This window comes from Actinoplanes oblitus (assembly GCF_030252345.1).
Classification (GTDB): domain Bacteria; phylum Actinomycetota; class Actinomycetes; order Mycobacteriales; family Micromonosporaceae; genus Actinoplanes; species Actinoplanes oblitus.
Map to the genome: position 1 here is coordinate 8,760,315 of NZ_CP126980.1, position 24,543 is coordinate 8,784,857.

26 protein-coding genes are annotated in these 24,543 nt (G+C 71.3%); 9 read left to right on the forward strand and 17 right to left on the reverse strand.

Going from position 1 to position 24,543, the window contains the following annotated elements; genetic code table 11:
* Positions 1-118: 118 nt before the first annotated feature.
* Positions 119-736: a signal peptidase I gene (gene lepB / locus Actob_RS38825; RefSeq protein ID WP_284916956.1), complete on the reverse strand. Its 618-nt coding sequence runs from the start codon at positions 734-736 to the stop codon at positions 119-121.
* 128 nt (positions 737-864) lie between these two features.
* Here lepB and Actob_RS38830 point away from each other — a divergent pair, with 128 nt between their 5' ends.
* Positions 865-1,902 carry a glycoside hydrolase family 18 protein gene (locus Actob_RS38830; RefSeq protein WP_284916957.1) on the forward strand — a complete coding sequence of 346 codons (1,038 nt, stop codon included), beginning with the start codon at positions 865-867 and terminating at the stop codon, positions 1,900-1,902.
* A gap of 69 nt (positions 1,903-1,971) precedes the next feature.
* On the opposite strand, the gene Actob_RS38835 is transcribed toward Actob_RS38830, so the two are convergent.
* The gene (locus tag Actob_RS38835; RefSeq protein WP_284916958.1) at positions 1,972-3,429 is read right to left on the reverse strand and encodes a serine/threonine protein kinase; all 1,458 of its coding nucleotides are present in this window, start codon (positions 3,427-3,429) and stop codon (positions 1,972-1,974) included.
* Between the two features lie 102 nt (positions 3,430-3,531).
* Between Actob_RS38835 and Actob_RS38840 the strand changes: the two genes are divergently transcribed.
* The gene (locus tag Actob_RS38840) at positions 3,532-5,163 is read left to right on the forward strand and encodes a CocE/NonD family hydrolase (RefSeq protein WP_284916959.1); all 1,632 of its coding nucleotides are present in this window, start codon (positions 3,532-3,534) and stop codon (positions 5,161-5,163) included.
* Between the two features lie 206 nt (positions 5,164-5,369).
* On the opposite strand, the gene Actob_RS38845 is transcribed toward Actob_RS38840, so the two are convergent.
* On the reverse strand, positions 5,370-5,735 hold the full coding sequence (locus tag Actob_RS38845; RefSeq protein ID WP_284916960.1) for a nuclear transport factor 2 family protein: 366 nt from the start codon (positions 5,733-5,735) through the stop codon (positions 5,370-5,372).
* Positions 5,736-6,410: 675 nt separating this feature from the next.
* Between Actob_RS38845 and Actob_RS38850 the strand changes: the two genes are divergently transcribed.
* The gene (locus tag Actob_RS38850) at positions 6,411-6,869 is read left to right on the forward strand and encodes a hypothetical protein (protein ID WP_284916961.1); all 459 of its coding nucleotides are present in this window, start codon (positions 6,411-6,413) and stop codon (positions 6,867-6,869) included.
* A gap of 40 nt (positions 6,870-6,909) precedes the next feature.
* Here the strand turns inward: Actob_RS38850 and Actob_RS38855 are convergent, their stop codons facing one another.
* Positions 6,910-7,239 (reverse strand): winged helix-turn-helix transcriptional regulator, encoded by a 330-nt coding sequence (locus Actob_RS38855; protein WP_284916962.1) that lies wholly within the window; start codon positions 7,237-7,239, stop codon positions 6,910-6,912.
* Positions 7,240-7,308: 69 nt separating this feature from the next.
* Here Actob_RS38855 and Actob_RS38860 point away from each other — a divergent pair, with 69 nt between their 5' ends.
* Positions 7,309-8,118, forward strand: a complete 810-nt coding sequence (locus tag Actob_RS38860) for an alpha/beta hydrolase (RefSeq protein ID WP_284916963.1) — start codon at positions 7,309-7,311, stop codon at positions 8,116-8,118.
* Positions 8,119-8,248: 130 nt separating this feature from the next.
* Here the strand turns inward: Actob_RS38860 and Actob_RS38865 are convergent, their stop codons facing one another.
* Positions 8,249-8,605: an STAS domain-containing protein gene (locus tag Actob_RS38865; protein ID WP_284916964.1), complete on the reverse strand. Its 357-nt coding sequence runs from the start codon at positions 8,603-8,605 to the stop codon at positions 8,249-8,251.
* 287 nt (positions 8,606-8,892) lie between these two features.
* Here Actob_RS38865 and Actob_RS38870 point away from each other — a divergent pair, with 287 nt between their 5' ends.
* On the forward strand, positions 8,893-9,891 hold the full coding sequence (locus tag Actob_RS38870) for an AraC family transcriptional regulator (RefSeq protein ID WP_284916965.1): 999 nt from the start codon (positions 8,893-8,895) through the stop codon (positions 9,889-9,891).
* 127 nt (positions 9,892-10,018) lie between these two features.
* On the opposite strand, the gene Actob_RS38875 is transcribed toward Actob_RS38870, so the two are convergent.
* Positions 10,019-10,378 (reverse strand): hypothetical protein, encoded by a 360-nt coding sequence (locus Actob_RS38875; RefSeq protein WP_284916966.1) that lies wholly within the window; start codon positions 10,376-10,378, stop codon positions 10,019-10,021.
* 303 nt (positions 10,379-10,681) lie between these two features.
* Here Actob_RS38875 and Actob_RS38880 point away from each other — a divergent pair, with 303 nt between their 5' ends.
* A complete protein-coding gene (locus tag Actob_RS38880; RefSeq protein ID WP_284922554.1) occupies positions 10,682-10,870 on the forward strand; it encodes a hypothetical protein in 189 nt (62 codons plus the stop codon).
* 246 nt (positions 10,871-11,116) lie between these two features.
* Here the strand turns inward: Actob_RS38880 and Actob_RS38885 are convergent, their stop codons facing one another.
* Positions 11,117-12,013 carry a Gfo/Idh/MocA family protein gene (locus Actob_RS38885; protein ID WP_284916967.1) on the reverse strand — a complete coding sequence of 299 codons (897 nt, stop codon included), beginning with the start codon at positions 12,011-12,013 and terminating at the stop codon, positions 11,117-11,119.
* An 80-nt stretch (positions 12,014-12,093) separates the two neighbouring features.
* Between Actob_RS38885 and Actob_RS38890 the strand changes: the two genes are divergently transcribed.
* Positions 12,094-12,459 (forward strand): hypothetical protein, encoded by a 366-nt coding sequence (locus Actob_RS38890; protein ID WP_284916968.1) that lies wholly within the window; start codon positions 12,094-12,096, stop codon positions 12,457-12,459.
* Entirely contained in the window at positions 12,452-12,931 is a 480-nt protein-coding gene (locus tag Actob_RS38895) for a hypothetical protein (RefSeq protein ID WP_284916969.1), read from the forward strand. The genes Actob_RS38890 and Actob_RS38895 overlap by 8 nt, the downstream gene beginning before the upstream one ends.
* A gap of 247 nt (positions 12,932-13,178) precedes the next feature.
* On the opposite strand, the gene Actob_RS38900 is transcribed toward Actob_RS38895, so the two are convergent.
* The 7 genes from Actob_RS38900 to Actob_RS38930 all read right to left on the reverse strand — a co-directional run bounded on the left by Actob_RS38900 (position 13,179) and on the right by Actob_RS38930 (position 19,420).
* Entirely contained in the window at positions 13,179-13,556 is a 378-nt protein-coding gene (locus tag Actob_RS38900; RefSeq protein WP_284916970.1) for a nuclear transport factor 2 family protein, read from the reverse strand.
* A gap of 138 nt (positions 13,557-13,694) precedes the next feature.
* Positions 13,695-15,161 (reverse strand): glutathionylspermidine synthase family protein, encoded by a 1,467-nt coding sequence (locus Actob_RS38905; RefSeq protein WP_284916971.1) that lies wholly within the window; start codon positions 15,159-15,161, stop codon positions 13,695-13,697.
* A 3-nt stretch (positions 15,162-15,164) separates the two neighbouring features.
* Positions 15,165-15,587, reverse strand: coding sequence for a hypothetical protein (locus Actob_RS38910; protein WP_284916972.1), 423 nt, complete (start codon positions 15,585-15,587; stop codon positions 15,165-15,167).
* Between the two features lie 48 nt (positions 15,588-15,635).
* Positions 15,636-16,400, reverse strand: a complete 765-nt coding sequence (locus Actob_RS38915; RefSeq protein ID WP_284916973.1) for an SDR family oxidoreductase — start codon at positions 16,398-16,400, stop codon at positions 15,636-15,638.
* A gap of 53 nt (positions 16,401-16,453) precedes the next feature.
* Positions 16,454-18,100, reverse strand: coding sequence for an alpha-amylase family protein (locus tag Actob_RS38920; protein WP_284916974.1), 1,647 nt, complete (start codon positions 18,098-18,100; stop codon positions 16,454-16,456).
* Positions 18,093-19,076, reverse strand: a complete 984-nt coding sequence (locus Actob_RS38925) for a hypothetical protein (RefSeq protein ID WP_284916975.1) — start codon at positions 19,074-19,076, stop codon at positions 18,093-18,095. The genes Actob_RS38920 and Actob_RS38925 overlap by 8 nt, the downstream gene beginning before the upstream one ends.
* The gene (locus tag Actob_RS38930) at positions 19,073-19,420 is read right to left on the reverse strand and encodes a PadR family transcriptional regulator (RefSeq protein WP_284916976.1); all 348 of its coding nucleotides are present in this window, start codon (positions 19,418-19,420) and stop codon (positions 19,073-19,075) included. Before Actob_RS38930 ends, Actob_RS38925 begins: the two co-directional genes overlap by 4 nt.
* 72 nt (positions 19,421-19,492) lie before the next feature.
* Here Actob_RS38930 and Actob_RS38935 point away from each other — a divergent pair, with 72 nt between their 5' ends.
* The gene (locus Actob_RS38935; RefSeq protein ID WP_284916977.1) at positions 19,493-20,149 is read left to right on the forward strand and encodes a DedA family protein; all 657 of its coding nucleotides are present in this window, start codon (positions 19,493-19,495) and stop codon (positions 20,147-20,149) included.
* Here the strand turns inward: Actob_RS38935 and Actob_RS38940 are convergent.
* The 3 genes from Actob_RS38940 to Actob_RS38950 all read right to left on the reverse strand — a co-directional run bounded on the left by Actob_RS38940 (position 20,133) and on the right by Actob_RS38950 (position 24,232).
* Entirely contained in the window at positions 20,133-21,329 is a 1,197-nt protein-coding gene (locus tag Actob_RS38940) for a glycosyl hydrolase family 18 protein (protein ID WP_284916978.1), read from the reverse strand. The genes Actob_RS38935 and Actob_RS38940 overlap by 17 nt on opposite strands.
* A 29-nt stretch (positions 21,330-21,358) precedes the next feature.
* Complete coding sequence (locus tag Actob_RS38945; RefSeq protein ID WP_284916979.1) at positions 21,359-22,630, reverse strand: chitinase; 1,272 nt, start codon at positions 22,628-22,630, stop codon at positions 21,359-21,361.
* Positions 22,631-22,798: 168 nt separating this feature from the next.
* Positions 22,799-24,232 carry a carbohydrate-binding protein gene (locus tag Actob_RS38950; protein ID WP_407653492.1) on the reverse strand — a complete coding sequence of 478 codons (1,434 nt, stop codon included), beginning with the start codon at positions 24,230-24,232 and terminating at the stop codon, positions 22,799-22,801.
* Positions 24,233-24,543 lie beyond the last annotated feature (311 nt).

Consider the following 24,543-nt stretch of genomic DNA (forward strand, 5'->3'; position numbering starts at 1 on the left):
CTGAGGGGCCCGGCCACCTCACCGGCCAGCCCAGAGGACGGCCCGGCGATGGACATGAGTAAGGTCACCCGCGCGAAAACAGCAGTCAAGCAATTCCGTACATTGCCTTGACTAAATGTCAGCCATTCCCGGGGAGGTCACTGAACGTGGCCGGAACGGAGAGTGAGCGCCAGCGAGAAGTGGGCCAATAGATGGCGAAGGCCCGGCCGGCCACCCGGTTCACCGGGATGGTGCCCTGGTCGGATTCCATGTGGGCTCGCGAGTCGGCGGAGTCGGAGCGGTGGTCGCCCATGACGAACAGGCGGCCCGCCGGGACGGTGACGTCGAACTCCTCGTCGGAAGGCGCGTCGCCGGGGTAGAGGTAGGTCTCGTCCAGCGGGTGGCCGTTGACGGTGATGCGCTTCTGCGGGTCGCAGCAGATGACGTGGTCGCCGCCGACGCCGATGACGCGCTTGATGTAGTCCTGCTCGCTCGGGCCGGCACCCCAGCCGATCGGCGGCTCGAAGACGATGATCTCGCCGCGGTGCGGATCGCGGAAACGGTAGACCGCCTTGTTCACCAAAACCTTGTCGTTCAGGAGCAGGGTCTGCTCCATCGAGCCGGACGGGATGAAGAAGGTCTGCACCAGGAAGGTTCGCACGCCGGCCGCGACCACCACCGCCACGACGAGCAGGATCAGGAATTCGAGCGGCTTCGACCGGGGAAAACGGCGAGCATTGATCTTGTCGTCGGGCACGGGCGGAGCGTACAACAGCCGGGGCACGGGTGCGGGGACACGCCGGGAGGGTCACGACGTACGGTAGATGGTCCGTCGCGTCCGTGAATCCACCCACCCGCGGCTTTTGCCGATGCGATAGTTCACGGGTGCGCCTCCACCGTCTCACCTGTGCCACCGCGGCCCTGCTCCTGCTGCTCGGCGGCTGCTCCGGGGACGGCGAACGGGATGCGAAGCGGGCGGCGGAGCCGGCCGTCGGCGCCGCGCCGAGCCCGGAGCCGACCGGCAACGCCCTCGGCAGCACCACGATCCCGGAGGTCCTGCCGGTCGCGCCCTACCTGGACCCGGCGAGCGGCACGGCCGACGCCGGCGACGTGGCGAAGGCGACCGGGCAGAAGGACTTCACCCTGGCCTACGTGCTGGCCCGCGGCGCCGGGGACTGCACCGCCACCTGGGGCGGCACGAAGCCGCTCACCGACCCGGCGGTGGCCGCCCAGGTCGCGAGGATCGAGGCGCTGGGCGGACGGACGGTGGTGGCCACCGGCGGCGAGGCCGGCACCTACCTGGAGAGCACCTGCCGGGCCGACCAGCTGACCGCGGCGTACGCCTCGGCCCTGGACGCGGCCGGTGCCAACCGCCTCGACGTCGACATCGAGCAGGAGGTCACCATCGACACGGTGGCCGAGGCGCTGGCCACGCTGCAGAAGGACCGGGGCACCGCGATCACCGTGACCCTGCCGGTGGCCGGCGTGACCGAGGGTCTCACCGGACCCGGCATCGCCCTGCTCAAGGGGATCAAGGCGGCCGGCGCGCGGGTCACCGTCAACGCGCTGACGATGAACCTCGACGCGGCCGGCGGCGGCTGGGGCCGGGCGATGACCCTGGCCGCCGGCGCGGTGGGTGACGACCTGGCGGCGATCTGGCCGGACACCGGGTCGGCGGCGATCTACCGGATGCTCGGCGTCACCCCGATGATCGGGGTGAACAACACCGGTGGCACCACCGCGCCGGACGACGCCCAGTACCTGCTGGACTGGGCCCGGCACAAGGGACTGGGCTTCGTCCGGTTCCGGTCGGTGAACCGCGACGACGGCGACTGCGGCAACGGCACGGTGGCCGCCGACTGCAGCGGTATCACGCAGACGAAGTATCAGTTCACCGCGGAGTTCCGGAAGTTCGCGAGCTGAGCGCGTCGAGTTCCCGGTGGGAGCGGCCGGCTGCCGCTGAACTCCCGCACCGACGCCGCGGAACCCTCGTCACAGCGGCAGCACCACGGCCGACGGCTTTCCGGCGAAACACGTGACGGACATCCGGTAGCGGCTGAGCTCGCCGGCGAAGACCACGGACGCGGTCAGGCCCGGCCCCGGGTCGGCGCGCTCCACCTCGAAGCCCTCGGCCGGCTGCCAGTCCAGCAGCCGCGCGTTGCCGGCCTCGCAGACCGCGCGAACCATCCCGCCCTTGGACTCCAGCCAGGTGCCCACCGCGCCCGGCGCCGAACCGCTGGGCGCCGCGCTGACCCCGCTGGGGCTCGGCACGGGCACCGAGGAGAGGGCCGGGGACGGCACCGACGCCACGGCCGGCCCCACCGGCGAGACCACAGCGGCCGGCCGCTGCGAGATCCGGGTGCCGGTCGGGGCGGGCGACCCGCCCGGCGACGGGTGCGCGGAGCCGGACGGCTCGGCGCTGTCCCGGCTGACCGGCGGCACGGCGTCGACAGTGGTCGATCGAGGTTCACCCGATCGGGTCAGCCACCAACCGCCGGCGGCGAGCACCAGGGCGGCCAGCACACAGCCCAGGACGAGCCGGCGGCGGTCAGGCGGCGCAGCCGGCACCCGCGCCGGGGTGATCGCCTCGGTCGCCTCGTCGAAGCGGGTGGGAGCCGGTGGCGGCGGCACCGGCTCGCGGATCACCGACGCCTCCACGGCGTCGGCCAGCACCGCCGACACCTCGGCCGCGTCCGGCCGGTCGGCCGGCTCCTTGGCCAGGCAGCGGTCGACCAGGTCGGCGACCGCTTCCGGCACTCCGGGCAGCTCGGGCAGCGGCATCGGCTCGACGTACATGTGCGCGCTGAGCATCTGCGTGGTGGTCTCCACCGTCCACGGCGACTCGTCGGCGAGCAGCCGGTAGAGCAGCACGCCGAGCGCGTAGACGTCGGAGGCCGGCTCGATCGCCCCACCGGTCAGCCGCTCCGGGGCCAGGTAGGCGGGCGTGCCGAGCAGGCCCTCCTCCGGCTCGGCGGGCCCGGCCGCCGCCGCGATCCCGAAGTCGACCACCTTGGCGCCGGCCGGGGTGACCATGATGTTGGCCAGCTTGATGTCGCGGTGCACCAGGCCGTCCTGATGCGCCGCGGCGAGCGCCGCGGCCACCTCGCCGCAGATCCGGAATACCCGCCGGGGCGGGATCGGGGCATCGGACAGCAACTGCTGCAGCGTCGGCCCGTTGATCAATTCCATCACGACGTAGGGGATCTCGTCCGATTCCCCGAAGTCGTAGATCTGCGCGATGTTGGGATGCGAGAGGATCGCCGCCGCGCGCGCCTCGTGCAGGATCCGGGAACGGAACCGCTCGTCGTCGGCGTACCGCCCGGCCAGCACCTTCACCGCCACCGGGCGGTTCAGCACCTCGTCGGCGGCGCGCCAGACCACTGCCATCCCGCCGCGACCGAGCTCGTCCAGCAGCCGATAGCGGCCCCCGAGTTTGCTTCCCACGTCCACCCGACGCAGTGTGCCGAAATGCTCGCCGATTCGCACATCCGAGAACTGCGCGAATGCCATTCATCTTTCATATTCGCCGGCTCGCCGATATGGTCTTCAGGCATGAAACGTCAGCGGCTGGGCGACGCGGTATTGAGCCGATTGCTCGGCCAGGCGCCGGTGTTGAATCACTACTCGGTGGAGTCCGTCCGGACCCCGATGCGGGACGGTGTCCGGTTGCTCGGCGATCACTTCGTCCCGCACACCGACCGGCCCGGCGGGACCGTGCTGATCCGTACGCCGTACGGCCGCAACCTGCTCACCTCGGCGCTCAACGGCCGGATGTTCGCGGCCCGCGGCTACCACGTGCTGTTGCAGAGCGTGCGCGGCACGTTCGGCTCGGAGGGCACTTTCACCCCGATGGCCCAGGAGGCCGCCGACGGCCTCGACACCGTCGCCTGGCTGCGCGAGCAACACTGGTTCGACGGCCGGCTCGCCACCCTCGGGGCCTCCTACCTGGGCTGGACCCAGTGGACGCTGCTGCGGGAGCCGCCGCCGGAGCTGCGTGCCGCCGTCGTCTACGTGGCACCGCACGACTTCCGCGAGGCGACCTACGGGACCGGCGCCTTCACCCTCGGTGACTTCCTCGGCTGGAGCGACCAGATCGTCCACCAGGAGGACGGCGGCCTGCGCCGGGTGCTCAGCGTGGCCACCGCCCCGCGCCGGCTGCGGCCCGCGCTCGGCGGCCTGCCGCTGGCCGACAGCGCCCGGACGGTGCTCGGCGACCGGGCTCCGTGGTTCGCCGAGTGGGTCGGTCACCCGGACGGCGACGACCCGTGGTGGGAGCCCTATCGGGCGGGTGCCGCGCTGACCAACGTCGACGCCCCGGTCCTGCTGATCGGCGGCTGGCAGGATCTCTTCCTGGACCAGACCCTCCAGCAGTACGCGACGCTGCACGAGCGCGGCGTCGACGTCGCGCTGACCGTCGGCCCGTGGACCCACCTGCAGGTCGGGCTGCACGCGGCGGGTCTGGTCGCCCGGGAGAGCCTGGCCTGGCTCGATCAACACCTGGCCGGTGGCGCGGCGGCCCGCAAGTCACCCGTCCGAGTGCACCGGACCGGCGAGAAGGCCTGGCACGAGCTGCCCGCCTGGCCGCCACCGGCCGAGCCGGCCACCCTGCACCTGCGGGCCGGGCGCCGGCTGACCACCACCGCGCCGGACGGCTCGGAGGGCGTCGCCGAGTTCCGCTACGACCCGGCCGACCCGACGCCGTCACTGGGCGGCCGCACGCTGACCGGCTCGATGGGCGTGAAGGACAACCGGCCGCTCGAAGCCCGCGCCGACGTGCTGGTCTTCAGCACCGATCCGCTGCCCACCGCGGTCGACGTGATCGGCTCGCCGGTGCTCGACCTCACGCTGAGCGTCGACAACCCGCACGCCGACGTCTTCGTCCGGCTCTGCGACGTCGACCCGCACGGCCGCTCGCACAACTTCACCGACCGGCACCAGCGGCTCGACCCGGCGGCCCCGGCCGGCGAACCGCAGCGGCTCACCCTCACCCTGGACGCGTGCTTCCACCGGCTGCTCGCCGGTCACCGCCTGCGGTTGCAGATCTCCGGCGGCGCGTTCCCCCGGTTCGCCCGCAACCCGGGCACCGACGGCCCCGGCCTGGCCGCCTCCCGGCACACCGTCGACGTCGCCGCGTCCCGGCTCACGCTGCCGGTGGCCACCGCCCCGCCCGCCGTCATCCGATGAGCCGGCGCCCCACCGTCATCCGATGAGCCGGCGCCCTACCGTCAACAGCCCCTCATCCGGCGAACCGACACCCCGCCTCCGACACCCCCTCATCCGGCAAACCGACACCTCGCCTCCGACACCCCTCATCCGGCAAACCGACACCCCGCCTCCGACAGTTCCACCCATCCGGCGACCGCCGTGCCGGCATGCCGCGACCTCCCGGCTCACGCCTCGGGTCGCGGCGCCTCCATCCACCACTCGGTGAACTGGCGGGCCTGCCCGGTGTGGTCCAGCCGCAGCACCCACAGATTGCGGTACTCCCGGTCCGGATAGCCGGTGCGCCCCTCGATCACCGCCAGCTCGTCGGTGATGATCAGCGGCTGCCAGGCGAACGTGGTGGTGCCCGGCTCGTCCCGATGCTCCAGCCATCCCCGCACGATCGCCTCGCGACCGATCCACGGCTGCGCGTAGGGCTCGGTGAAATAGGCGGCGTCGTCGGCGAACAGGCTTCGCACCTGGTCGGGATCATTCGTCTCCCACGCCCTGCGGTAGCCGTCGACCCACGCCGTCACCGCGTCCAAGCTGGTCATTGCCCCCTCTTCCCCTCTTTTCCGCAAGATCAAGATCAAGAGATTGCTGACTCGGATCCGCGCTGATCACCGATCGTCGCTCCCGCCAGGGACCCTTCCGGGCTTCGCAGGGCGCTGGCGCGCCCAGAACGCGAAACCCGAAAGGGCGACGCCCGCGTGTGCTCACGATCCGCCAACCCCAAACCCGAGCGGCCCCGCCACGCCACCCCAAACCGCGCCACCCCAAACCGCGCCGCCCCAAACCGCGCCGCTCCAACCGCGCCGCCCCAAACCGAGCCGCGCCGCCCCGAACCGAGCCGAGCCGCCCGAACCCGGCTGGTCGTGCCAGCCCACCGAAGCAGCCCGTGCCACCCAAAACCCGATGTCGTGCCACCCCGAACCGCAATAACGGTGTCGGACCGCCCCGCAGTGGCCGTGCCGGACCGCCCCGCCGTGATCGTGCAGGACCGCCCCGCGGTGGTCGTGCCGGATTGCCCGGCGATGGTCGTGCCCGCGGCCGAGGTGGAGCCGATCCTCGACGCCTCCTGCGGCCCGCCCGGGACCGGGCCTGGCTGGTCCCGGCCGCCCCGATCCGCAGGTGACCGTGCGGCCCACGCCCGGCTGCTGCGGGACGGCTCGATTCGGGGGTGGCCGCGACGTGTCAGCGCCGGGACTGGGTGCCGATAGGGTCGCGGGATGACTGCGAACTGGCGGCATCTGCCGGCGCCGGCCCGGCCCGTGGCGGCGGCCACCACCGCGGCGGTCGACGCTGTCCGGACCCACGACGAGGCGGCGCTGGACGAGGCCGCCGGCGACCTGGCCGGGCTGGATCCGGCGCACACCGGGCTGATCCTGGGCACCACGGTGCGGCTGCTGCTGGAGGACGGGCACCCCGACGGGCTGACCGCCGACGACATCCGGGACGCGCTGGCCTCCTGCGTGCGCGCGCACCCCGAGGCACATCCGCAGGTGGTGCTCTGGCTGCTGGCCGGCGCGCTGGGCGTGCTGGACGAGGACGGGATGCCGGCCCCGAAACCGGACGCGCTGGCCCGCAACGCCGCCCTGCTGATCACCGATCTGCTGGCCAGGCGCGACCTCCGCCCGTGGCTGACCGCCGCGCTCACCGAGATCCAGCACACCCAGCTGAACGACTGAGCACGCCCCGCCCCGGACCCTGCCCGCCCAGCTTTCGCTGTCATGGGCCGTGCTCCCGGGCCCAGGCGCAGATCGCGGCCAGCGGCTCGCGCAGGGTGCGGCCCAGCTCGGTCAGCTCATACTCCACGTGCTGCGGCGGGTCCGCTTTGTACACCCGGCGGACCACCAGGCCATCCGCCTCCATCCCGCGCAGCGTCTCGGTCAGCATCTTCGGGGTGATCCCGGGGATGCGCCGGCGCAGCCGGGCCGGCCGCTGTGCCCCGTCGGCCAGTGCGTAGATCAGCAGCACCCGCCACTTGACCGCCAGCCGCTCCAGGGCCTGCCTGGTGACGCAGTCCTCGGCCAGCACGTCCGGTACGAAAAGGTCCACAGCCCGGCCCCCATGGGTACTCCGAAGTGCCTTCTGTCCGCCGTTGCCCCCGCAGCCTAACGTCGGCCTGTGACAGAAACAGTGACGTTCTTCAGCGAGGGACTGCGGCTCTCCGGCGTCCTGCGGACCGCCCCGGGCACCCGTGCCGCGGTGCTCACCGGCCCGTTCACCGGCGTCAAGGAGCAGGTCGTGGCCGATTACGCGGAGCGCCTGACCGCCGCCGGGATCACCACCCTGACGTTCGACCACCGTGGCTTCGGTGCCAGCGAGGGGCGCCGCGGTCACGAGGACAGCCAGGGCAAACTCGCCGACCTGCGAGCCGCCGTCGGGGTGCTGGACGGGTACGACCGGGCGGTGGTCGGTGTCTGCCTCGGCGCCGGTTACGCGATGCGCGCCGCCGCCACCGACCCCCGGGTGCGCGCCGTGGCCGGGATCGCCGGTGCCTACAACAGCCCGGCCTGGTTCGCCGAGCGGATGGGCCTGGAGGCGTACCGAAAAGCCCTGACGGACATGCTGGACCGTTACGACGAGGAGATCCCGGCGGTCGCCGAGTCCGGTGAGGCCGCGATGCCCGGCGAGGAGCCGTGGTCCTATTACTCCCGCTGGATCGGCCGTGGCACCTGGGAGAACCGGGTGACCCGCGGCTCGCTGCACAGCCTGATGACGCTGGACGTGCTCGGTGTCCGCCCGCTGCTGCCGCCCAGCCTGATCGTGCACGGCCGGGTGGACGAGTACTGCTCACCCGAGCTGGCCGAGGCGATGCACGCGGACGAGACCCGCTGGCTGGACTGCACCCGGCACGTCGACCTCTACGACAACGACGAGTACGTCAGCCAGGCCGTGGCCGCCACGGTGGACTTCCTCGACCGCCCACGCTGAGCCGTGTTTCGGATCCGGACAGCGAGGTGGCCCGTCACCCCCGAGGGGATGACGGGCCACGCCGTCGGTGCTCAATCGGATTCGGTCGGCCGCCACCCCCGCTGGGGTGAACCGCGGCGAGGACCGCGCGTCAGGAGGGCCGGAGCCCCACCGAGGTGCGCGGGGAGGGTGGCTCGGCACAGCCCAGAAGGCCGACCAAGCCGGACACCCACAGTTGCCGGTAGACAGTGGCACTGGGGTGGCTCACCACCAGCTTGATACCGCTGGCGGCGGCGGTGTGGAAACACGCCACCAGAATCCCGATCCCGATGCTGTCGATCAGCATGACGCGCTGGAGATCCAAACAGATCTTCAGGGGTGTCATGGTGGTCAGGACGTCGTTGACGGCGTCCCGCATGACGTGCGCGTTGTCCAGATCGATCTCCCCGCTCGGGGCGATCTCGACAGTGCCGTCGGCCAGCTGGCGGGTCGTGATCGGCAGATACACAGCTGCCCTCTCTTCTGGCGTCGGGAGGTCCGACGCCGACTTGCCGCGGGACACGGTGCGCCCGGCCGGAGAAGGGTCGTCCGCACGCGGCGTTCGCTGGGACACGCCACAAGGAACCCGCGTTCCTACAACAATCCGCTGGTCTGCAAGTTACGCCACGTAGGCGCGGAACGCCAGAGTAGTTCATATGGCCGGAATGTGCTGGAACGGTCACTGCGTGGCGACCACGTTGACTGTCCACTGAATCGGACCGAATACTCACCGTATGCGATGGAGCACCGGACGGCATGTCTGACACGGCCCCCACCGTGAGCACCGGCCCGTTGTCCACGGGCGCCGTGCACTTCGACAGCGTCGGAGTCCGGGAGGCCCGTGATGTCTTGAATCGTTTCTACCACCCGGTGTCGCTCGGAGCGCCGGAGAGCGCGGAGGTGGTGGTCGGCGCCGAGGTGATCCAACTCGGACCCCTCACCGTCGGTCATCTCACGTTCGCGGGGCGCGTAACTCTGGTCGCCCCCGAGGCCGACGCCTACCACCTGACCCTGCCGACCGCCGGGCGGGTGCTGGCCCGGCGCAACGGCCGGGAGGTGACCGCCGGGCCGGCCACCGCTGTCGCCTTCCGCCCCGGCGATCCGGTCTACCTGCGCCCGGAGACCCCGTCCGCGGAGATCGACGTACGGATCGAGCGATGGGCCCTGGAGAACGAACTCGCCGCGCTCCTCGGTCACCCGGTCGAGGGACCTGTCGACCTGCCGGCGGCCTTCGACCTGACCTGCGGGCCGGCGCACAGCTGGAGCCGGCTGATCCGGCTGCTGCACGACGAGCTGGAGCACGAGAGCAGCCTGATCTACCAGCCGCTGATCGCCGAGCACCTGTGCAGCAGCGTGCTCAGCGGACTGCTGCTCAGCGTCCCGCACCGGTACCGCGACGAGTTGGTCGCGCCGGCCACCGCCGGGCCGCCGCGGGCGATCCGGCGGGTGCTGGACATCATCAACCAGGAGCCGGACCGGCCGTTCACGGTCGCCGACCTGGCCCGGGTGGCGCGGATGAGCGTGCGCTCGCTGCAGGAGGGGTTCCGGCGGCACGTCGGCTGCACGCCGATGGCGTATCTGCAGGAGACCCGGCTGACCCGGGCGCACGAGACGCTGCGCCGCGCCGACCCGGCCGCTGTCACCGTGGCCGCGGTGGCGCACCGCTGGGGTTTCGCCCACCTGGGCCGGTTCGCCTCGGCCTACCGGGCGCGTTTCGGCGCCGCACCCTCCGAGACCCTGCGCCGCACCGGCTGACCAGCGCTTCCCCCATCGCCCGGCCGGGGTGCCGGCCGCACCTGACCGGCCATCGGGCGGACCTGGACCGGCCGCCGGGCACGAGCCCGCCGAGGCACACTGGGACTCGCCACCGGCGGGCCGGGATTCACTCTCCCGGGTCGCACCGGCGCGGCTGCGGCACCTCGTTGATCCGGCGCATCGTGCGAGCACCATGCCCCCGGCCGGTCCCGAAGAGATGGCCGCGCGACGGCACCCACTCGCGCCACGGGGCCAGCGACGACGGCACCGCGGCGGCCTCGCCGTCACCGGCGCCACCTCGCTCGTGCAGGTAGGCCTGCACCCGGGCGGCCGAGGCCGCGCCGTTCGCGACCAGCTGCCGCACGATCCGAAGAGTGTCCTGGTCCGGGCCGGGGTCCGCGGCGTCGCGCCCGAGCAGGGCGGCCAGGCCGGTCAGTGCCCGCACCACCTCACCCGCGTCGCGCTCGGCGTCCCAGAGCCCGGTCACGCCGAGCCTCCACGATCGATCCGTCGGCCGGCTGGCATTCGTTTCGCTGCGGTGCGGTGCGTCATGCAGATTCGTCCCCTCACCTCACGCGCGCCGACGACCCCGCCGGGGCCGTTGTCGGGACGATACGCCCCGGGCACTCGTGACACGCGAAAATGTATTCGGCTCGCTACTTTGCGTCCATCCGTAACGCGCAGGTTCTGTCCAGTTAGCGCTCAGTTCGGGCGTCGTTGCCCCTACCCGGCGTACAGAATGAGAAACCGGATACCGGAACAACCGGTCGATCACCTGGAAGGGGCACCCATGAGCACTGTCCGGACCTCGTCGGAGGCCGCCACGCCACCCGTCTGGCGCACCGGCGCCGAGCAGCCCTGGGATCCGGAGGACCTGGCCGTGGCCCAGGGCAAGGACCCGACGCCGGCGAACATCGCCCGGGCCCGAGCCGAGCTGGAGCGCGACGGCGCCGCGGCGATCGAGCGCACCGTCCCGTGACGCCGGCGCCGCTTTGGGCGCTCACGTCACTTTCCGCGGCCGGCATCATTTCGCGTTTCCGATTACTTTGAGCGACCACCGCCGCCGGGCCCGGCTCCCGGCGACGACGCATGATCGCGTCCCGGTCCGGCTCCGTCGAGCCGGACCGAGCGATCGCCGGCCACCACCCGATGACGGCGGGCGGCGACGGCGACGAGCACGAATCAACCGAGCCGGACGGCAGGCGGGGACGGTGCCGAGCACAGCTCAACCGAGCCGGACGGCGCGCCCCTCCCGGATCGCCCGATCGGCCGCCTCCAGCACCTCGGTCACCCGCTGACCGAAGGCGACATCACAGGCCGGGCGCTCCCCACCGGCCGCCGCGGCCAGCAGCTGGTCCACCGCCCGGGTGAAACAGTCCACCGCGGAGAACTCCACCTCGGGCAGCACCCGCACGCCGGCCTCCCCGGCGAACTCGGCGCCCGCCCGCACCGTCGCCGCCGGCGCGTCCAGCGACAGGGTGAGCCGGCTGATCGCGCCGCCCTCGTGGCGCAGCACCAGCGCGGTCAGATCCCGCGCACCGGTCAGCCCGGCCACCTCGACGACCGGCCCGAGTACCGGCAGGACCAGCGACAACGCGTGCGGGCCGACGTCCCAGAGGCCGCCGCGCTCGCGCCGCCAGGGCGACGCCCCGAACGGGTTGTCCGGCGTGAAGATCGACCCCAGGTGGTCCACCCGCGCCTCGGTCCAGCCGCCGGTCGCCACCGCGTCGGCGAGGAACGTCGCGCACTCCGGCACGAACCGCCGGGTGAAGAAGACGACCGACGCCACGTCGCGGTCCGCGACGGCCGAGGCCAGTTCCCGAGCTTCTTCGGTACGCAGGGACACCGGCTTGTCCAGCGCCAGGTGCCGCCCCGCCCGGGCGGCCCGGATGGCGATCGGCGCCTGGACGTCCGGCGGCAGCGCGATCGCGACCGCGTCCACCGCGGCGATCAGCTCGTCCGGGTCGGCGTATGCCCGGGTTCCGTGCTCACCGGCGAGTTCCGCGGCCTTCTCCGGGTTCCGCCCCCAGACCCCGGCGAGTTCGACCCCGGGATGCCGCGCCAGGGCCGCCGAGTGCACCATCCGAGCCCAGGGACCGGTACCGAACAATCCGAAGCGCACTGATTCGCCCACCTCTCCGCCAGCGTGATCTCCGGGGCCGGAAGTTACCAGCCCAGCGACCCCTCAGTAACCTGTGCCGGGTGAACGGTCCCCTCTCGGTGACGACGATCGTCGTCGCTCTCCTCCTGGCGGCGTGGTTCTTCCTGCGCAGCGCGCTCGACCGCGCGCCGAGCCGCGCCGACCTGCTCGCGATGGGCGTGCTGAGCGCGCTGGGCGCGGTCCTCGTGGTGGTGGCGGTGATCGGCCTCTTCGACGGCTCCCGCCCGTCGGACACCACCACCTTCGCCGGCTACCTGGTCACCACCATCGCCTTCGCCCCGGCCGCCCTCTGGCTGGCCAAGCTGGAGCCGACCCGCTGGGGCACCCTGATCCTCGGCGTCGGCGCCGTCGTCCTGCCCGTCCTGGTGCTGCGCCTGCAGCAGATCGCGTCGGTGACCGGTGCCTGAGCAGACCCCCACTCCCCCGCCCGGCGACCCGGCACCGGTCCGGACCGCCGGGCGGCCGCGCGACGCGGCCCTCGGCACCGGCCTCGGCCGGGTGCTGTTGCTGGTCTACGGCACGTTCGCGCTCTCCGCCAGCGCCCGCGCCCTGGTCCAGATCAGCACGCACTTCGCCGAGGCCCCGCTCGCCTACCTGCTGTCCGCCCTGGCCGGCGCGGTCTACCTGGCCGCCACCGTCGGCCTGGCCGTCGGCGGTTCCCGGGGGCGGCTGATCGCCCTGGTCAGCTGCACCGTCGAACTGATCGGCGTGCTGCTCGTCGGCACTCTCAGCATCGCCGACCGGGTCGCCTTCCCGGACGACACGGTCTGGTCCCGCTTCGGCAGCGGTTACGGCTACGTCCCGCTGATCCTGCCCTTCGTCGGCCTCTGGTGGATCTGGCGCCACCGCCCGCAGACGACCGATTCCGCCCAGTCCTGAACGCACCCGGCCCGGCCGCCCACGGGTAACCACCGCGGCCGGTGGACCGGCGGGTCGCGGATCGGAGACGGACGCTCGACCGGGCCGGGGCGCGGGACGAACCGGAGAGCGGGGACGCGTCGCGAGCGGGACGCGCCGCACGCTGACCGGCGGGGCGGCGAGGGGACGGGCGTGGGGCGCGGGCTCCGGGCGTACCGGAAATGGCGAAGCGCGCGGGGAAGCGGACCCGGCGCGGGCCGGCGGTCCGTCAGGCGCGGGGCGGGAGCGGCGTCTCGTGGTTCAGGTAGAGGACGATCTCCAGGCGGGTGCCGTCGTCGTGCAGCAGGTACGACGAGACCATCGGGACCGGGGCGCCGCCGGACAGCCGGGGCGCTGCCCACTCGGTGCGGACCAGCACGTAGTTGTCGTCGAGGCGGTCGCTGGTCAGCCTGGTCAGTTCGGCCCGGCCCACGCCCAGCGCGGCGAACATCGCGGCCCGCCGGGGCAGGGCCCGCAGGAACTCCGCCCGGGAGACCGGCCGCGCCCCGGTGGCGTCCGCGGACAGGAACGAGTCGGCGAAACAGCCACCCACCTCCTCGGGGGCGAGTGCCGTGAACGTCTGGAAGAACTGCTCGACGCGGTCCACCGGGTACCTCCGGAAATGCGAACGGCGCCGCACCTGCTGGCGCGGCGCCGACCACATTAGGCAGCTTCCGGGTGCATTATACCATTTTGTCTATTTTGATGCCAGTACTCGACGGGTCGGCCAGGGTCGGCCGAACGGTCAGTAATCGGTCTCGATCGCGTGCGGCAGGAAGTTGCAGCTGTTCTTGGTGACCAGGCCGGCCGTGCCGAGGTCCTCCCGGATGCCCATCCCGGCCGGCTCCCCGTCGATCAGCCAGGCCCCGATCACCGGGTGCACGGTGCCCTCCAGCCCTTCGAAGGACGGCAGCTCGCAGAGCTGCTGCACGACGTAGAGCCCGTCCGAGCCGTACTCCGAGGGGTTCTCGGCGATCGGCGTCCCGTCCCGGACCAGGGTGACCGAGCCGCCCTCCCGGCCCCAGACGGGCTTTTTCGCGTACGACGTGAGCGTCTTGGCGCCCGTGGAGTCGGCGAAGAACGCCGGCAGCAGGTACTTCCCCCGCTCCGGGTCGTCGCCGAAGAGTTTCCACAGCACCGGGAGCAGCGCCTTGTGCCCGAGCAGCGCCGCCTTGTAGGGCGGCTCGATCCACACCGTCCCGCGTTTCGCCGGGTCCGCCATGTTCCGGAAGAAGGCCTTGCCACCCTCCTCGTGCCAGAACCACTCCCACGGGTAGAGCATGAAGATCACATCGATCGGCTGCGCCTCGTGCTCGCGCCCCGGCCCGGGCACGTAGACCACCCGGTCGTCGCTGACGTCCCAGCCGATCTGGCTCATCGCGATCAGCTCGACCGGGAAGCCGGCCTCCTCCGCGGTGGACATCAGGTACGCGACGTTCATCCGGTCCTCGCCCGAGGTGTCCGACGTCTCGTACGCGAAGTAGATCTTCGGTTTCTCCGGGAGCCAGGGCCGGGCCTCGCGCAGCTTGGCGATGTTGCGCCGCCAGGCGCCGAGCTCGGCCGGCTCGCCGTCCGGAGTCGCCTCCCAGCCGACCAGCCGGTCGTGAATGGAGTTCCACTGCCGCCACGGGTGCTTGCTGATCCCGGTCTGGTCCATCCAGTGCCACTGGATGACCGCCGCCTCGACCAGCGCGGTCGGCGTCTGCGCGTTGAACTCGAGCAGCTTGGGCGTGGTGCCGGCGCCGTTGTACCAGAGGTCGAAGCGGCCGTAGACGGACGGCGAGAAGTCCGGGGTCTGCAGCGGCACCCGCCCGTCCGGATCCTTGTCGCGGTGCGTCCAGGTGTCCGCGTCGCCGTCGAACCAGGTCCGGATGATCTGCTCGTGGGTGTACTCGGGCACGCCGATCCGGGTCAGGAAGCAGACGTCAGGCGTGCACACCGAGTCGAAGTAGCCGCGCCGGCGACCCTCGGCGGTGCGCCGGGGGCACTGCTCGACCATCCAGTCGCCGGCCTCCAGGCACATCGCGTACAGCGTCGCGGTGGCCGCCTCCAGCTCCTCGATCTCGGCCGCGGAGAAGTCGTAGTACGGCCCCTCCTGCCAGTACGAGTACATCGACCCGTCCGGCAGCACGTCGTCGTTGTACGTCAGCCCGAGACTGAAGTTGGTCAGTCGCCAGCCGTCCCGGACCGGCCCGTACGGAATTCGTTTCATCGGTCAGCCGCCGGACGAGCCGTGGCCGCTGCTGCCGTGCCCGCCGCTGCCGCCCTTGCCGACCACGCTGGTCTTGACCGTGCCGTTGCCGACCCGGCCCTTGCTGGGCAGCCCGTACGCGCTGCGCGACGCCGCGTCGTTGTAGGCGAACCGGCTGCCCCCGGAGGGCAGCTTGTAGCCCACCGGATAGCCGGAGCGGTAACCGGACGAGTGGTAGATGTAATACACCCCACCGCCGTGATAGCCGCCGCCGTTGTCGTCGTCGTCGCAGTAGTCCTCGGGGACCACCACGCCGTTCTCGTCGGCGCAGTAGAAGCCCTCGTCGGTGTATTGGTACGAGTAGTCGTCGTCGTTGTCACAAGCCGCCGCACCGCCCGCGGCGAGCAGCAGAAATGTGCTGGTCAACGACACGCTGCGGGAACTCATGCGCCGATTCATCACTTCTTTGTAGCCGTTCTCAGCAAGTTGCCAGCATCAGTCTCTGGGCCCACCGGCCACGTAGATCACCTGTCCGGACACGAATCCGGCACCCTCGCTCACCAGGAACGAGACGGTGTTCGCCACATCCTCGGGACGGCCCGCGCGGGCCACCGGGATCTGACCGATCATCGCCTTCTCGAAGTCGGCGAAGTCGACGCCCATCCGGGACGCGGTGGCCCGGGTCATGTCGGTGACGATGAAGCCGGGGGCCACCGCGTTCGCCGTGATGCCGAACTTGCCGAGCTCGATCGCCAGGGTCTTGACGAAGCCCTGCAGGCCGGCCTTGGCCGCCGCGTAGTTCGCCTGTCCGCGATTGCCCAGCGCCGAGGTGCTCGACAGGCTGACGATCCGGCCGTAGCCGGCGTCCACCATGTGTTTCTGCACGGCCTTGGTGAACAGGAACGAGCCCTTCAGGTGCACCGACATCACGGTGTCCCAGTCGTCCTCGCTCATCTTGAACAGCAGGTTGTCACGCAGCACGCCGGCGTTGTTGACCAGCACGGTCGGCGCGCCGAGCTCGGCCACCACCCGCTCCACGGCGGCGCTCACCTGCGCCGCGTCGGCGACGTCGGCGCCGATCGCGACGGCGGTGCCGCCGGCGTCGTGGATCGCGGTGACCGTGTTGGCGCAGGCGCCCTCGTCCAGGTCGACGACCGCGACGGCCAGGCCGTCGGCGGCGAGTTTGAGCGCGATGGCCTCACCGATGCCGCGCGCGGCTCCGGTGACGATGGCGACCCTGGACGATGCGGACTGCGACACTGCGGCCTCCGGTTGTGATCTTCGCTGCTCCCGGAGGCCGATGCTAGTCGCGCCTACGCCGTTCTGCGCAGCCGGATCCACCGGTATCCGTACCCACCCACCGGAAGGTCGGCGAGTTTGCCCGGATCCGGGTATTCCGCGTCGGCCAGCACGTCGTTGGGCATCTCCGCCTCGCCGGCGATGCTGCTCAGATCGACGGTCACCTGATCCGGCCCGAGGTTGTGCAGGAAGAGCATGGTCCCGGTGCCGTCGTCGGCGCGGTGCACCAGCAGGCCCCTCGGCGCCGGCACGTCGACGTGGGTGCACTGGCCGCTGCCGATCTCCGGCGCCTCGCGCAGCGTCCGGATCATCCGCTCGAACCAGGACAGCAGCGACTTCGGGTCGTGCCGTTGCAGTGTCACGTTGACCCGCTGGTAGCCGAAGCCGTCGTCGGTGACCACCGGCCGGACCAGGTCGCCCGGATCCGCGGTGGAGAAACCGGCGTTGGGCAGGGCGGACCACTGCATCGGGGTACGGATCGCGTCCCGGCCCTCCAGTGCTAGATCGTCGCCCATCCCGATCTCCTCGCCGTACCGCAGCACCGGGGTGCCGCGCAGGCTGAACTGCAACGCGTACGCCAGCTCCAGGCGGCGGCGGTCGTTGCCCAGCATCGGGGCCAGGCGGCGGCGGATGCCCCGGCCGTACAGCTGCATGTTCTCGTCCGGGCCGAACTTCGCGAAGACGTCCGCCCGCTGCTCGGCGGTGAGCCGGGACAGGTCGATCTCGTCGTGGTTGCGCAGGAACGTGGCCCACTGGCCGCCGGACGGCAGCTTGGGGGTGTCGCGCAGGCCGTCGATTATCGGCTCCGGGTCCTCGCGGGCCAGCGCCAGGATCATCTTGGCGTTCAGCATGAAGTCGAACAGCATGTGGATCCGGTTGCCGGAGCCGCCCTCGTCGCCGAAGTAGGTGACCAGCTGGGCGGGCTCCACATTGGCCTCGGCGAGCAGCACCGCGTCGCTCTTGCGCCACTGGACGTGCTGGCGCAGCTCGGTGAGGAACTCGAAGTTCTTCGGCGAGTCCGGGTTGCCCGGGTCGGTCTCCTCGATGATGAACGGCACCGCGTCCATCCGGAACCCGGCCACCCCGAGCTGCAGCCAGAACGCGCAGATCTTCTTGATCTCCTCGCGCACCTCGGGGTTCTTGATGTTGAGGTCCGGCTGGAACCTGTAGAACCGGTGGTAGTACCAGAGCTTCGCGGTCCGGTCGTAACTCCAGGTCTCCGCCTGCTCGCCGGGGAAGACCATGCCCTGGTTGCGGTCCGCCGGAGCGGTCTCGCTCCAGACATACCAGTCACGGTACGGCGAGTCCGGTGACGACCGCGCGGAGACGAACCACGGGTGCTTGTCGGAGGTGTGGTTGACCACCAGGTCGATGATCACCTTGATGCCCCGGTTGCCGGCCTGGTGCAGCAGCTCGGCGAAGTCCCCGAGGTTGCCGAACCGCGGATCGACGTTGTAGAAGTCGGCGACGTCGTAGCCGTCGTCGCGGTCCGGCGAGGGGTGGATCGGATTCAGCCACAGGCAGGTGACGCCCAGCCGGGCCAGATAGTCGAGCCTGCCGATCAGCCCGGGGATGTCTCCGCACCCGTCACCGTTCGAGTCGGCGAAGGTGTCGATGTCGAGGCAGTACACGACCGCCTTCTGGTACCACCGGTCACTCATGCTCCCTTACTTGTCCGCGCCTCCGGGCCACAAAACGTATGCCGGCCCAGAGCCCCGCGACCGCGGTGACGACGATGGCGACCGGGGCCAGCGAGAGCGCCGACTCCCGCGCCGTGACGACCTGCGGGACGAGGCCACCGGAGTAGCCCGCCAGCACGGTCGAGTCCCACGCCTGCAGGAAGGCGACCGGCCCCAGCAGCGTCACCGGGAAGAGTGGCACCACCCGGCGGCGCACCGGTGGGTCGATGCCGATCACCACGCCGGTGAACAGGGCCAGCGGCAACCAGACCGACAGATCGTCGATCTCCAGGACGGATGACTCCGCCGCCCAGGCCGCGGCGGCCGACCCGATCGCCGCGACGGCGAGCAGGGCGAGGCCGAAACCACCCAGCATGCTCCGGATCGGACGGGCCGTGCGAGCCGAGACGAACGCGGCGGTCACCAGGATCGCCACGATCGGTGTCCAGGCCAGGCGCAACGACTGCCACGGGGTGAGCCCCAGCCAGAAGGCCAGGGTGCCGAGCTCGGTCAGGAGCGCGACGCCGGACAGCACGGCGGCGGCGCGCCGGCGGCCGGTCACCGCCACGGCGGCGACGGCCAGCCAGGCCACGGCCCGAAGCCCCGGGTCGATCAGGCCGCGCACGCCGGCGAGTTGCCGCGCGTCGCCCCGCACCAGGTCGATCAGCGTCTCCGCGAACGTCGCCAGGGCGAAGCCGCCGAGGAGCAGGGCGGCGAGCAACCCGGTCACGGCGGCGGCGTCGCGCCACGGCGTACCGGAAGCGGGTGCCGGTCGCCGGGTGAAGCGGGCCGTGAGGCCGGCGCGGAGCAGGTCCAGCGCGTCGGCCGGGGTGGGGAACCGGCGGCCCGGCGGCGAACCGGCCAGCAGCACCCCCAGCATCTCCTCCTGGTAAGCGGCCCGGTGGGCGGCCGGGTAGATCCGCAGGAGGCGACGGTAACGACTCTCCAAAGTGCTCACGTGGTCGCCCCTCCGAGGCTGGTGCGGCGGGCGCGCAGGCGGCGCTCCGCGATGGTGGCCTGGGCGCGCAGGCGGGCGGTCTCGACGGCGAGGCTCCGCTCGCCGGCCCCGGTGAGCCGGTAGTAGCGCCGCAGCCGGGACTGCACGACCTCCTCGCGATCGACCTCGATCAGGCCGTCGGCGCGCAGGCGGTCGAGGGCGGCGTAGAGGGTGCCGGCGCGCAGCCGGACCCGTCCGCCGGTCATCTCGGCCACGTCCTCGATCACGGCATAGCCGTGTCGTGGCTCCGCGGCCAACGCGGTGAGCACCAGGAACGTGGGCTCCCGTAGAGGGGCGTCGGTCATGATCGAGGAATATACCGGTCATCGGTATATACGGGAAGGGTTGCCCCGCGGCCGGCCGGGTAGGAGGGGTGGATGGCAGAACTGAGTGGGCTGGCCGGCTGGGTGGCCTCGGTCATCGACGCGCTGGGCGCGGCCGGCGTCGGCCTGCTCGTCGCGCTGGAGAACCTGGTCCCGCCGATCCCCAGCGAGATCGTGCTGTCGATGGCCGGCTTCCTGGCCGGCGAGGGACGGGTCAACCTGGTGCTGGTCTGGGCCGCCGCGACGCTCGGCGCGCTGGCCGGCGCGCTGCTGCTCTACTGGCTGGGCCGCGGTCTCGGTGAACAACGGCTACGGCGCTGGCTGGACCGGATCCCACTGGTCGACGTGAGCGACCTGGACAAGGCGGACCGCTGGTTCGAGCGGCACGAGAACGCGGCGGTGCTGTTCGGCAGGTGCGCGCCGGTGGTGCGCAGCCTGGTGTCGATCCCGGCCGGGGCGAACCGGATGCCGCTCGGGCGGTTCGCGCTCTGCACCGCGGCCGGCAGCGGGGTGTGGAACGCGATCTTCGTGGGCGCCGGGTACGCGCTCGGCTCCCGCTGGCAGGACGTGCAGCGGTACAGCCACTGGTTCGACTACGCGGTCTGGGCGTTCTTCGCGGTGGCGATCGGGTGGTGGATCGCGAAAAAGGTGCGCGGCCGCTCGAAGAACGAGCGACCGCGCACCGATGATCAGGTCAGAAGCCCGCGCTGACCTTGGTGAACGCCCAGGTGTCCTGCGCGATGCCGGAGCAGTCGGAGACCACGCCGCCGCCGGCGCAGCCACGGTCCCGGTTGACCGCCCAGAAGGTGAAGCGGGCCAGGCCCTTGCTCTTGGCGTAGTCGCGGATCCGGGTCCAGGTGTCGACCGTGGTGACCTCCTGCTGGTCGGAGAGACCGTTCATGCCGGAGATGCCGATGTGCGAGTACGCCTGCGCGTCGGTGTACCCGAAGGTGGTCTTGACCAGGTTCTTCAGGCCCTCGGTGGCGCCGGTCGTCGCGGCGTACATGTCCGAGCCGCCGCCGAAGTCGAACGGCATCTGGGTGAAGATGTCGATGTTCGCGCCGAGCGCCTTGGCCTGCTGGACCAGCCGGGTGCCGTAGTAGCTCGGGCCGGTCGGCGTGGTGCCGAAGGTGACGATCGTCTTCACCGACGGGTTGTTCGCCTTGACGATCTTCAGAGCGGTGAGCACCCGGTCCTGGACCGTGGTGTTCTCGAACTCGTCGGTGTTCTCGATGTCGATGTCGATCGCCTTCAGGCCGAAGGCGTCGATCACCTTCTGGTACGCGCCGGCGAGCGCCTCGGCGGTCGAGCAGTTCGGGCCGAGCTTGTTGCCGCTCCAGCCGCCGATCGACGGGACGACGTCGGCGCCGGCCGCCTTGATCTGGCTGAGGTAGCTCGCGTGCACGCCGCCGGTCAGGCCGGACTCACCGTCCCACGCCGGGTTGCAGCCACCGCTGGCCAGCACGAACGCCATGGTGAAGGACCTGATGCCGGTGGCGCTGACGACGGTCGACGGGGCCGGCGGGTTGCCCCAGCCCGGGTAGACGTACGGCGCCGAGGCCATCTTGGTGCCGGTGGTCGGCGGCTGGGTGGTCGGCCCGGTCGGCGGGGTGGTGGTCGGCGGCGTGGTGGTGCCACCACAGGAGCCGTTGTCGATCCAGACGTCCCACTGGCCACTGTGGGTGGCCGGCGACTCGTTCTGGGTCCACCACTTCGCCGTGTAGTTGTGGCCGCTCTGCGAGGCCACGTTGTCCTTGACGTAGGTCGCCGACGCGCTCCACGCCGGGGCACACGCCGCGGCGGCGCTGGCGAAGGTCATCGGGAGCACTGCGGCGCCGGTCCCGGCCGCGAGAACCGCGGAGACCAGGGCGATCTTCCTACTCGTACGCATGGGGGATGTCTCCAGGGGGTGAGAGGGGATCAGGGAAGGGTGGCGAGGTGCGGGTCGATGGTGCTGGCCCAGCCGCCGCCGTTGGCGACGTCCCAGTTGATCGACCAGGTCATCGCGCCGCGGATGCCCGGGTAGGTGGCCGGCGGCTTGAACGTGCCACAGTTGGTGCCGCGGGCCAGGCAGTCCAGGGCGGCGTTGACCACCGACGGGGCGACGTAACCGCCGCCGGCGGCCTTGGTGCTGGCCGGCAGGCCGAGCGAGACCTGGTCCGGCCGGAGGCCGCCCTGGGTCTGGATGCAGGCCAGCGCGGTCAAGAAGTTCTCGGTGCCCTGGCTGTACGCGTTCATCTGGTCGCAGCCGAGCATCGCGCCGGAGTTGTAGAACTGGGTGTGGACGACGGTCAGGATGTCCTTGATCGACAGTGCCAGCGCGAAGTACGACGACCCGGTGCTCTGCATGTCGATCGTCTGCGGCGCCATCGTGATGATCAGGCCGGCCCCGGCCTTGGCCCGCAGGCTGCGCAGCGCGCTCGCCATGTAGGTGGCGTTCAGCCCGTTCTCCAGGTCGATGTCCACGCCGTCGAAGCCGTAGTTCTGGATCAGCGAGTAGACCGAGTTGGCGAAGTTGGCAGCGGCGTCGGCACTGGCCACGGCGACCGAGCCCTTCTCGCCGCCGACCGAGATGACGACCTTCTTCCCGCGCGAGTGCAGGGTGGCGATGTCCGCCTTGAACTGCGCGTCGGTGTATCCGCCGACAGCCGTGGCCAGGCCCGGGTCGAGGGTGAAGGAGACGGCGCCGGGGGTCGCCGTGGCGTCCGCGAAGGCGACGGCGATCAGGTCGTAGGCGGCCGGGACGGCGGCCAGCTTGAGCGGGGTGGCGCCGTTGTCGAAGTTCTGCCAGTACCCGGTGAGGAAGTGCGCCGGAAGGTTCCCGGTACCGGTCGGCTGGGTGGTGGGCGTCGTCGTGGGCGGCGTCGTCGTCGGCTGCGTGGTCGGCGGCGTCGTCGCGGGCGAGCTGGTCGGGGACGAGGTCGGCGTGGTGCCGCCGCCGCACGTCCCGTTGTCCGCCCAGACGTCCCACTGCCCACTGTGGGTGGCCGGCGACTCGTTCTGGGTCCACCACTTCGCCGTGTAGTTGTGGCCGTTCTGCGAGGCCACGTTGTCCTTGACGTAGGTCGCGGACTCACGCCACGCCCCGGCACAGGCCGCGGCGGCGGACGCGTCGCCCGCGAACCACGTCGCTGTGCCGGCGGCGGCCACCGCGGTGACCGTCGCGAGAAGTACCGATCGGGAGCGCTTCATCGCTGTCCTTCCCTGCGCCTCCGGTGAGATACGTCAATCTTTAGGACTGTTAACAGTAAATGTAAAGGGGTGGGGAACCTTAAACATCTTTAAAACTCGATCCGTGACGACAGCGCGACGATCGGCCGTGCCCGCAGGTCAGCGGACACGGCCGATCGATAAAAATGATTACCGGCGGAACTGGAACCAGTTCACGTTGACGAAGTCGGCCGGCTGGCCGCTGGTGAAGGTCAGATACACCGTGTGCGTGCCGGACACGTTCGACACGTTGCCCGGTATCGACGTCCAGGCCTGCCAGCCGCCGGTGTTGCCCACCGCGAAACTGCCGATCGGGGCGTTGCTCCGGCTGTCCAGGCGTACCTCGACCAGCCCGCTGACCCCGCCGCCGGCGCCGGAGGCGACCCGGGCCACGAAGTCCCGCACCCCGCCGGTTCCGAAGTTCACGCCGGTGAACTGCAGCCAGTCACCGTTGGCGAGGAACCCGACGTCCTGCCCGCCCTCGGAGCACGTCTCCACCTGCACACCCCCGGCGGCGTCGAACGACTCGGCCTGGATGACCGAGAAGGCGTCCCGGCTGTTCCCGGGAGGCGGCGTCGTCGGCGTGGCCGGCGTGGTCGGCGTCGTCCCGCCCGAGGACCGGTAGACCGCCACGTAGTCGACGAGCATCGGCACCCCGGACTGGGTGGCAGCGGTCGGGCCGCCGCCGAAGGCCGCCGGGAACCCGCCGCCCATCGCCACGTTGAGGATCACGAACATCCCGTGGTGGGTGGCGTTGTTCCAGGTCGTCGCGTCCACCTGGGACGAGTTCAGGGTGAAGTAGTTGGCGCCGTCCAGGTACCACCGCAGCTGCTCCGGGGACGTGCCGCGGTCGAGCTCCACCGCGTACGTGTGGAATCCGGTCTGGCAGCCGGAACAGGCGCGCTCGCCGCTGGACAGGCCGGTCGTCTCGTTGCAGACGCCGCCCGGGTTGGTGCCGCAGTGCAGCGTGGCGAAGAGCGAGGACCGCCCGTTGATGTCCTCCATGATGTCCCACTCGCCGATGCCGGGCCAGTTCGTCGCGCCGACCGGACGGGCCGCGTCACCGAGCGCCCAGAACGCCGGCCAGTAGCCCGCGGCCGCCGCGCCGCTCACGTTCGGCTGCTGCAGCCGGGCCTCGATCCGCACCCGGCCACCGGCCGGCGCGGCGAAGTCGGTGCGCTGCGTCTCCACCCGGCCCGAGGTCCACCGCCCGGACGAGTCCCGGATCGGCTTGATCACCAGGTTGCCGCCGCCGTCCTGGTAGACGTTGGCGGTGGAGTCGGTCATCGTCTCGACCTCGCCGGTGCCCCAGTTGGCGGCGCCGCCGGGGTAGCTGGTGCCGATGTCGTAGAGCCAGTTCGACCTGTTCAGGCCGGTGCCGGCCGCGCCGGTGAAGTCGTCACCGAAGACCAGCGACAGGCCGGCCGGCGGGGCGGGGACGGCCGCTTGGGCCTGCGTCACGACGGTTACCGACGCAACGACCGCCAGTAGAGCCGCGCCCAGCGCGAGAAGCCGCCGCGGAGCGATGGAGAGCCGTGGAGCGATGGAGAGCCGTGGAGCGATGGGGAGCCTTCGTGGGGCCATGGGGACACGCCTTTCCTGGGGGTGGGTAGACGTGAGAGCGCTCTCAGAAAGATTGCACGCTTGTTTCCACAACTTGTCAATATCGATGCCCTACGTTGCCTCGCCGGGTTCGGCATCGAGGTCAATTCAAGATCAAAAGATGGCTGACTCGGATCCGCGCTGATCACCGATCGTCGCTCCCGCCAGGGACCCTTCCGGGCTTCGCGGGCGCTGGCGCGCCCAGAACGCGAAGCCCGCAAGGGCGACGTCCGTGGGTGGTCGCGACCCGTCAGATCAAAACCAGTAAGCCGGTCAGGTTTCCGGGGCTTGTG

What these genes read in the sequence shown, in the direction of transcription:
- Actob_RS38840 (WP_284916959.1), top strand. Translation starts at nt 3,532, where the DNA reads ATGAAACGTCAGCGGCTGGGCGACGCGGTATTGAGCCGATTGCTCGGC.
- Actob_RS38845 (WP_284916960.1), bottom strand. Translation starts at nt 5,735, where the DNA reads ATGACCAGCTTGGACGCGGTGACGGCGTGGGTCGACGGCTACCGCAGG.
- Actob_RS38850 (WP_284916961.1), top strand. Translation starts at nt 6,411, where the DNA reads ATGACTGCGAACTGGCGGCATCTGCCGGCGCCGGCCCGGCCCGTGGCG.
- Actob_RS38870 (WP_284916965.1), top strand. Translation starts at nt 8,893, where the DNA reads ATGTCTGACACGGCCCCCACCGTGAGCACCGGCCCGTTGTCCACGGGC.
- Actob_RS38880 (WP_284922554.1), top strand. Translation starts at nt 10,682, where the DNA reads ATGAGCACTGTCCGGACCTCGTCGGAGGCCGCCACGCCACCCGTCTGG.
- Actob_RS38905 (WP_284916971.1), bottom strand. Translation starts at nt 15,161, where the DNA reads ATGAAACGAATTCCGTACGGGCCGGTCCGGGACGGCTGGCGACTGACC.
- Actob_RS38910 (WP_284916972.1), bottom strand. Translation starts at nt 15,587, where the DNA reads ATGAGTTCCCGCAGCGTGTCGTTGACCAGCACATTTCTGCTGCTCGCC.
- Actob_RS38920 (WP_284916974.1), bottom strand. Translation starts at nt 18,100, where the DNA reads ATGAGTGACCGGTGGTACCAGAAGGCGGTCGTGTACTGCCTCGACATC.
- Actob_RS38930 (WP_284916976.1), bottom strand. Translation starts at nt 19,420, where the DNA reads ATGACCGACGCCCCTCTACGGGAGCCCACGTTCCTGGTGCTCACCGCG.
- Actob_RS38935 (WP_284916977.1), top strand. Translation starts at nt 19,493, where the DNA reads ATGGCAGAACTGAGTGGGCTGGCCGGCTGGGTGGCCTCGGTCATCGAC.
- Actob_RS38940 (WP_284916978.1), bottom strand. Translation starts at nt 21,329, where the DNA reads ATGCGTACGAGTAGGAAGATCGCCCTGGTCTCCGCGGTTCTCGCGGCC.
- Actob_RS38945 (WP_284916979.1), bottom strand. Translation starts at nt 22,630, where the DNA reads ATGAAGCGCTCCCGATCGGTACTTCTCGCGACGGTCACCGCGGTGGCC.
- Actob_RS38950 (WP_407653492.1), bottom strand. Translation starts at nt 24,232, where the DNA reads ATGGCCCCACGAAGGCTCCCCATCGCTCCACGGCTCTCCATCGCTCCA.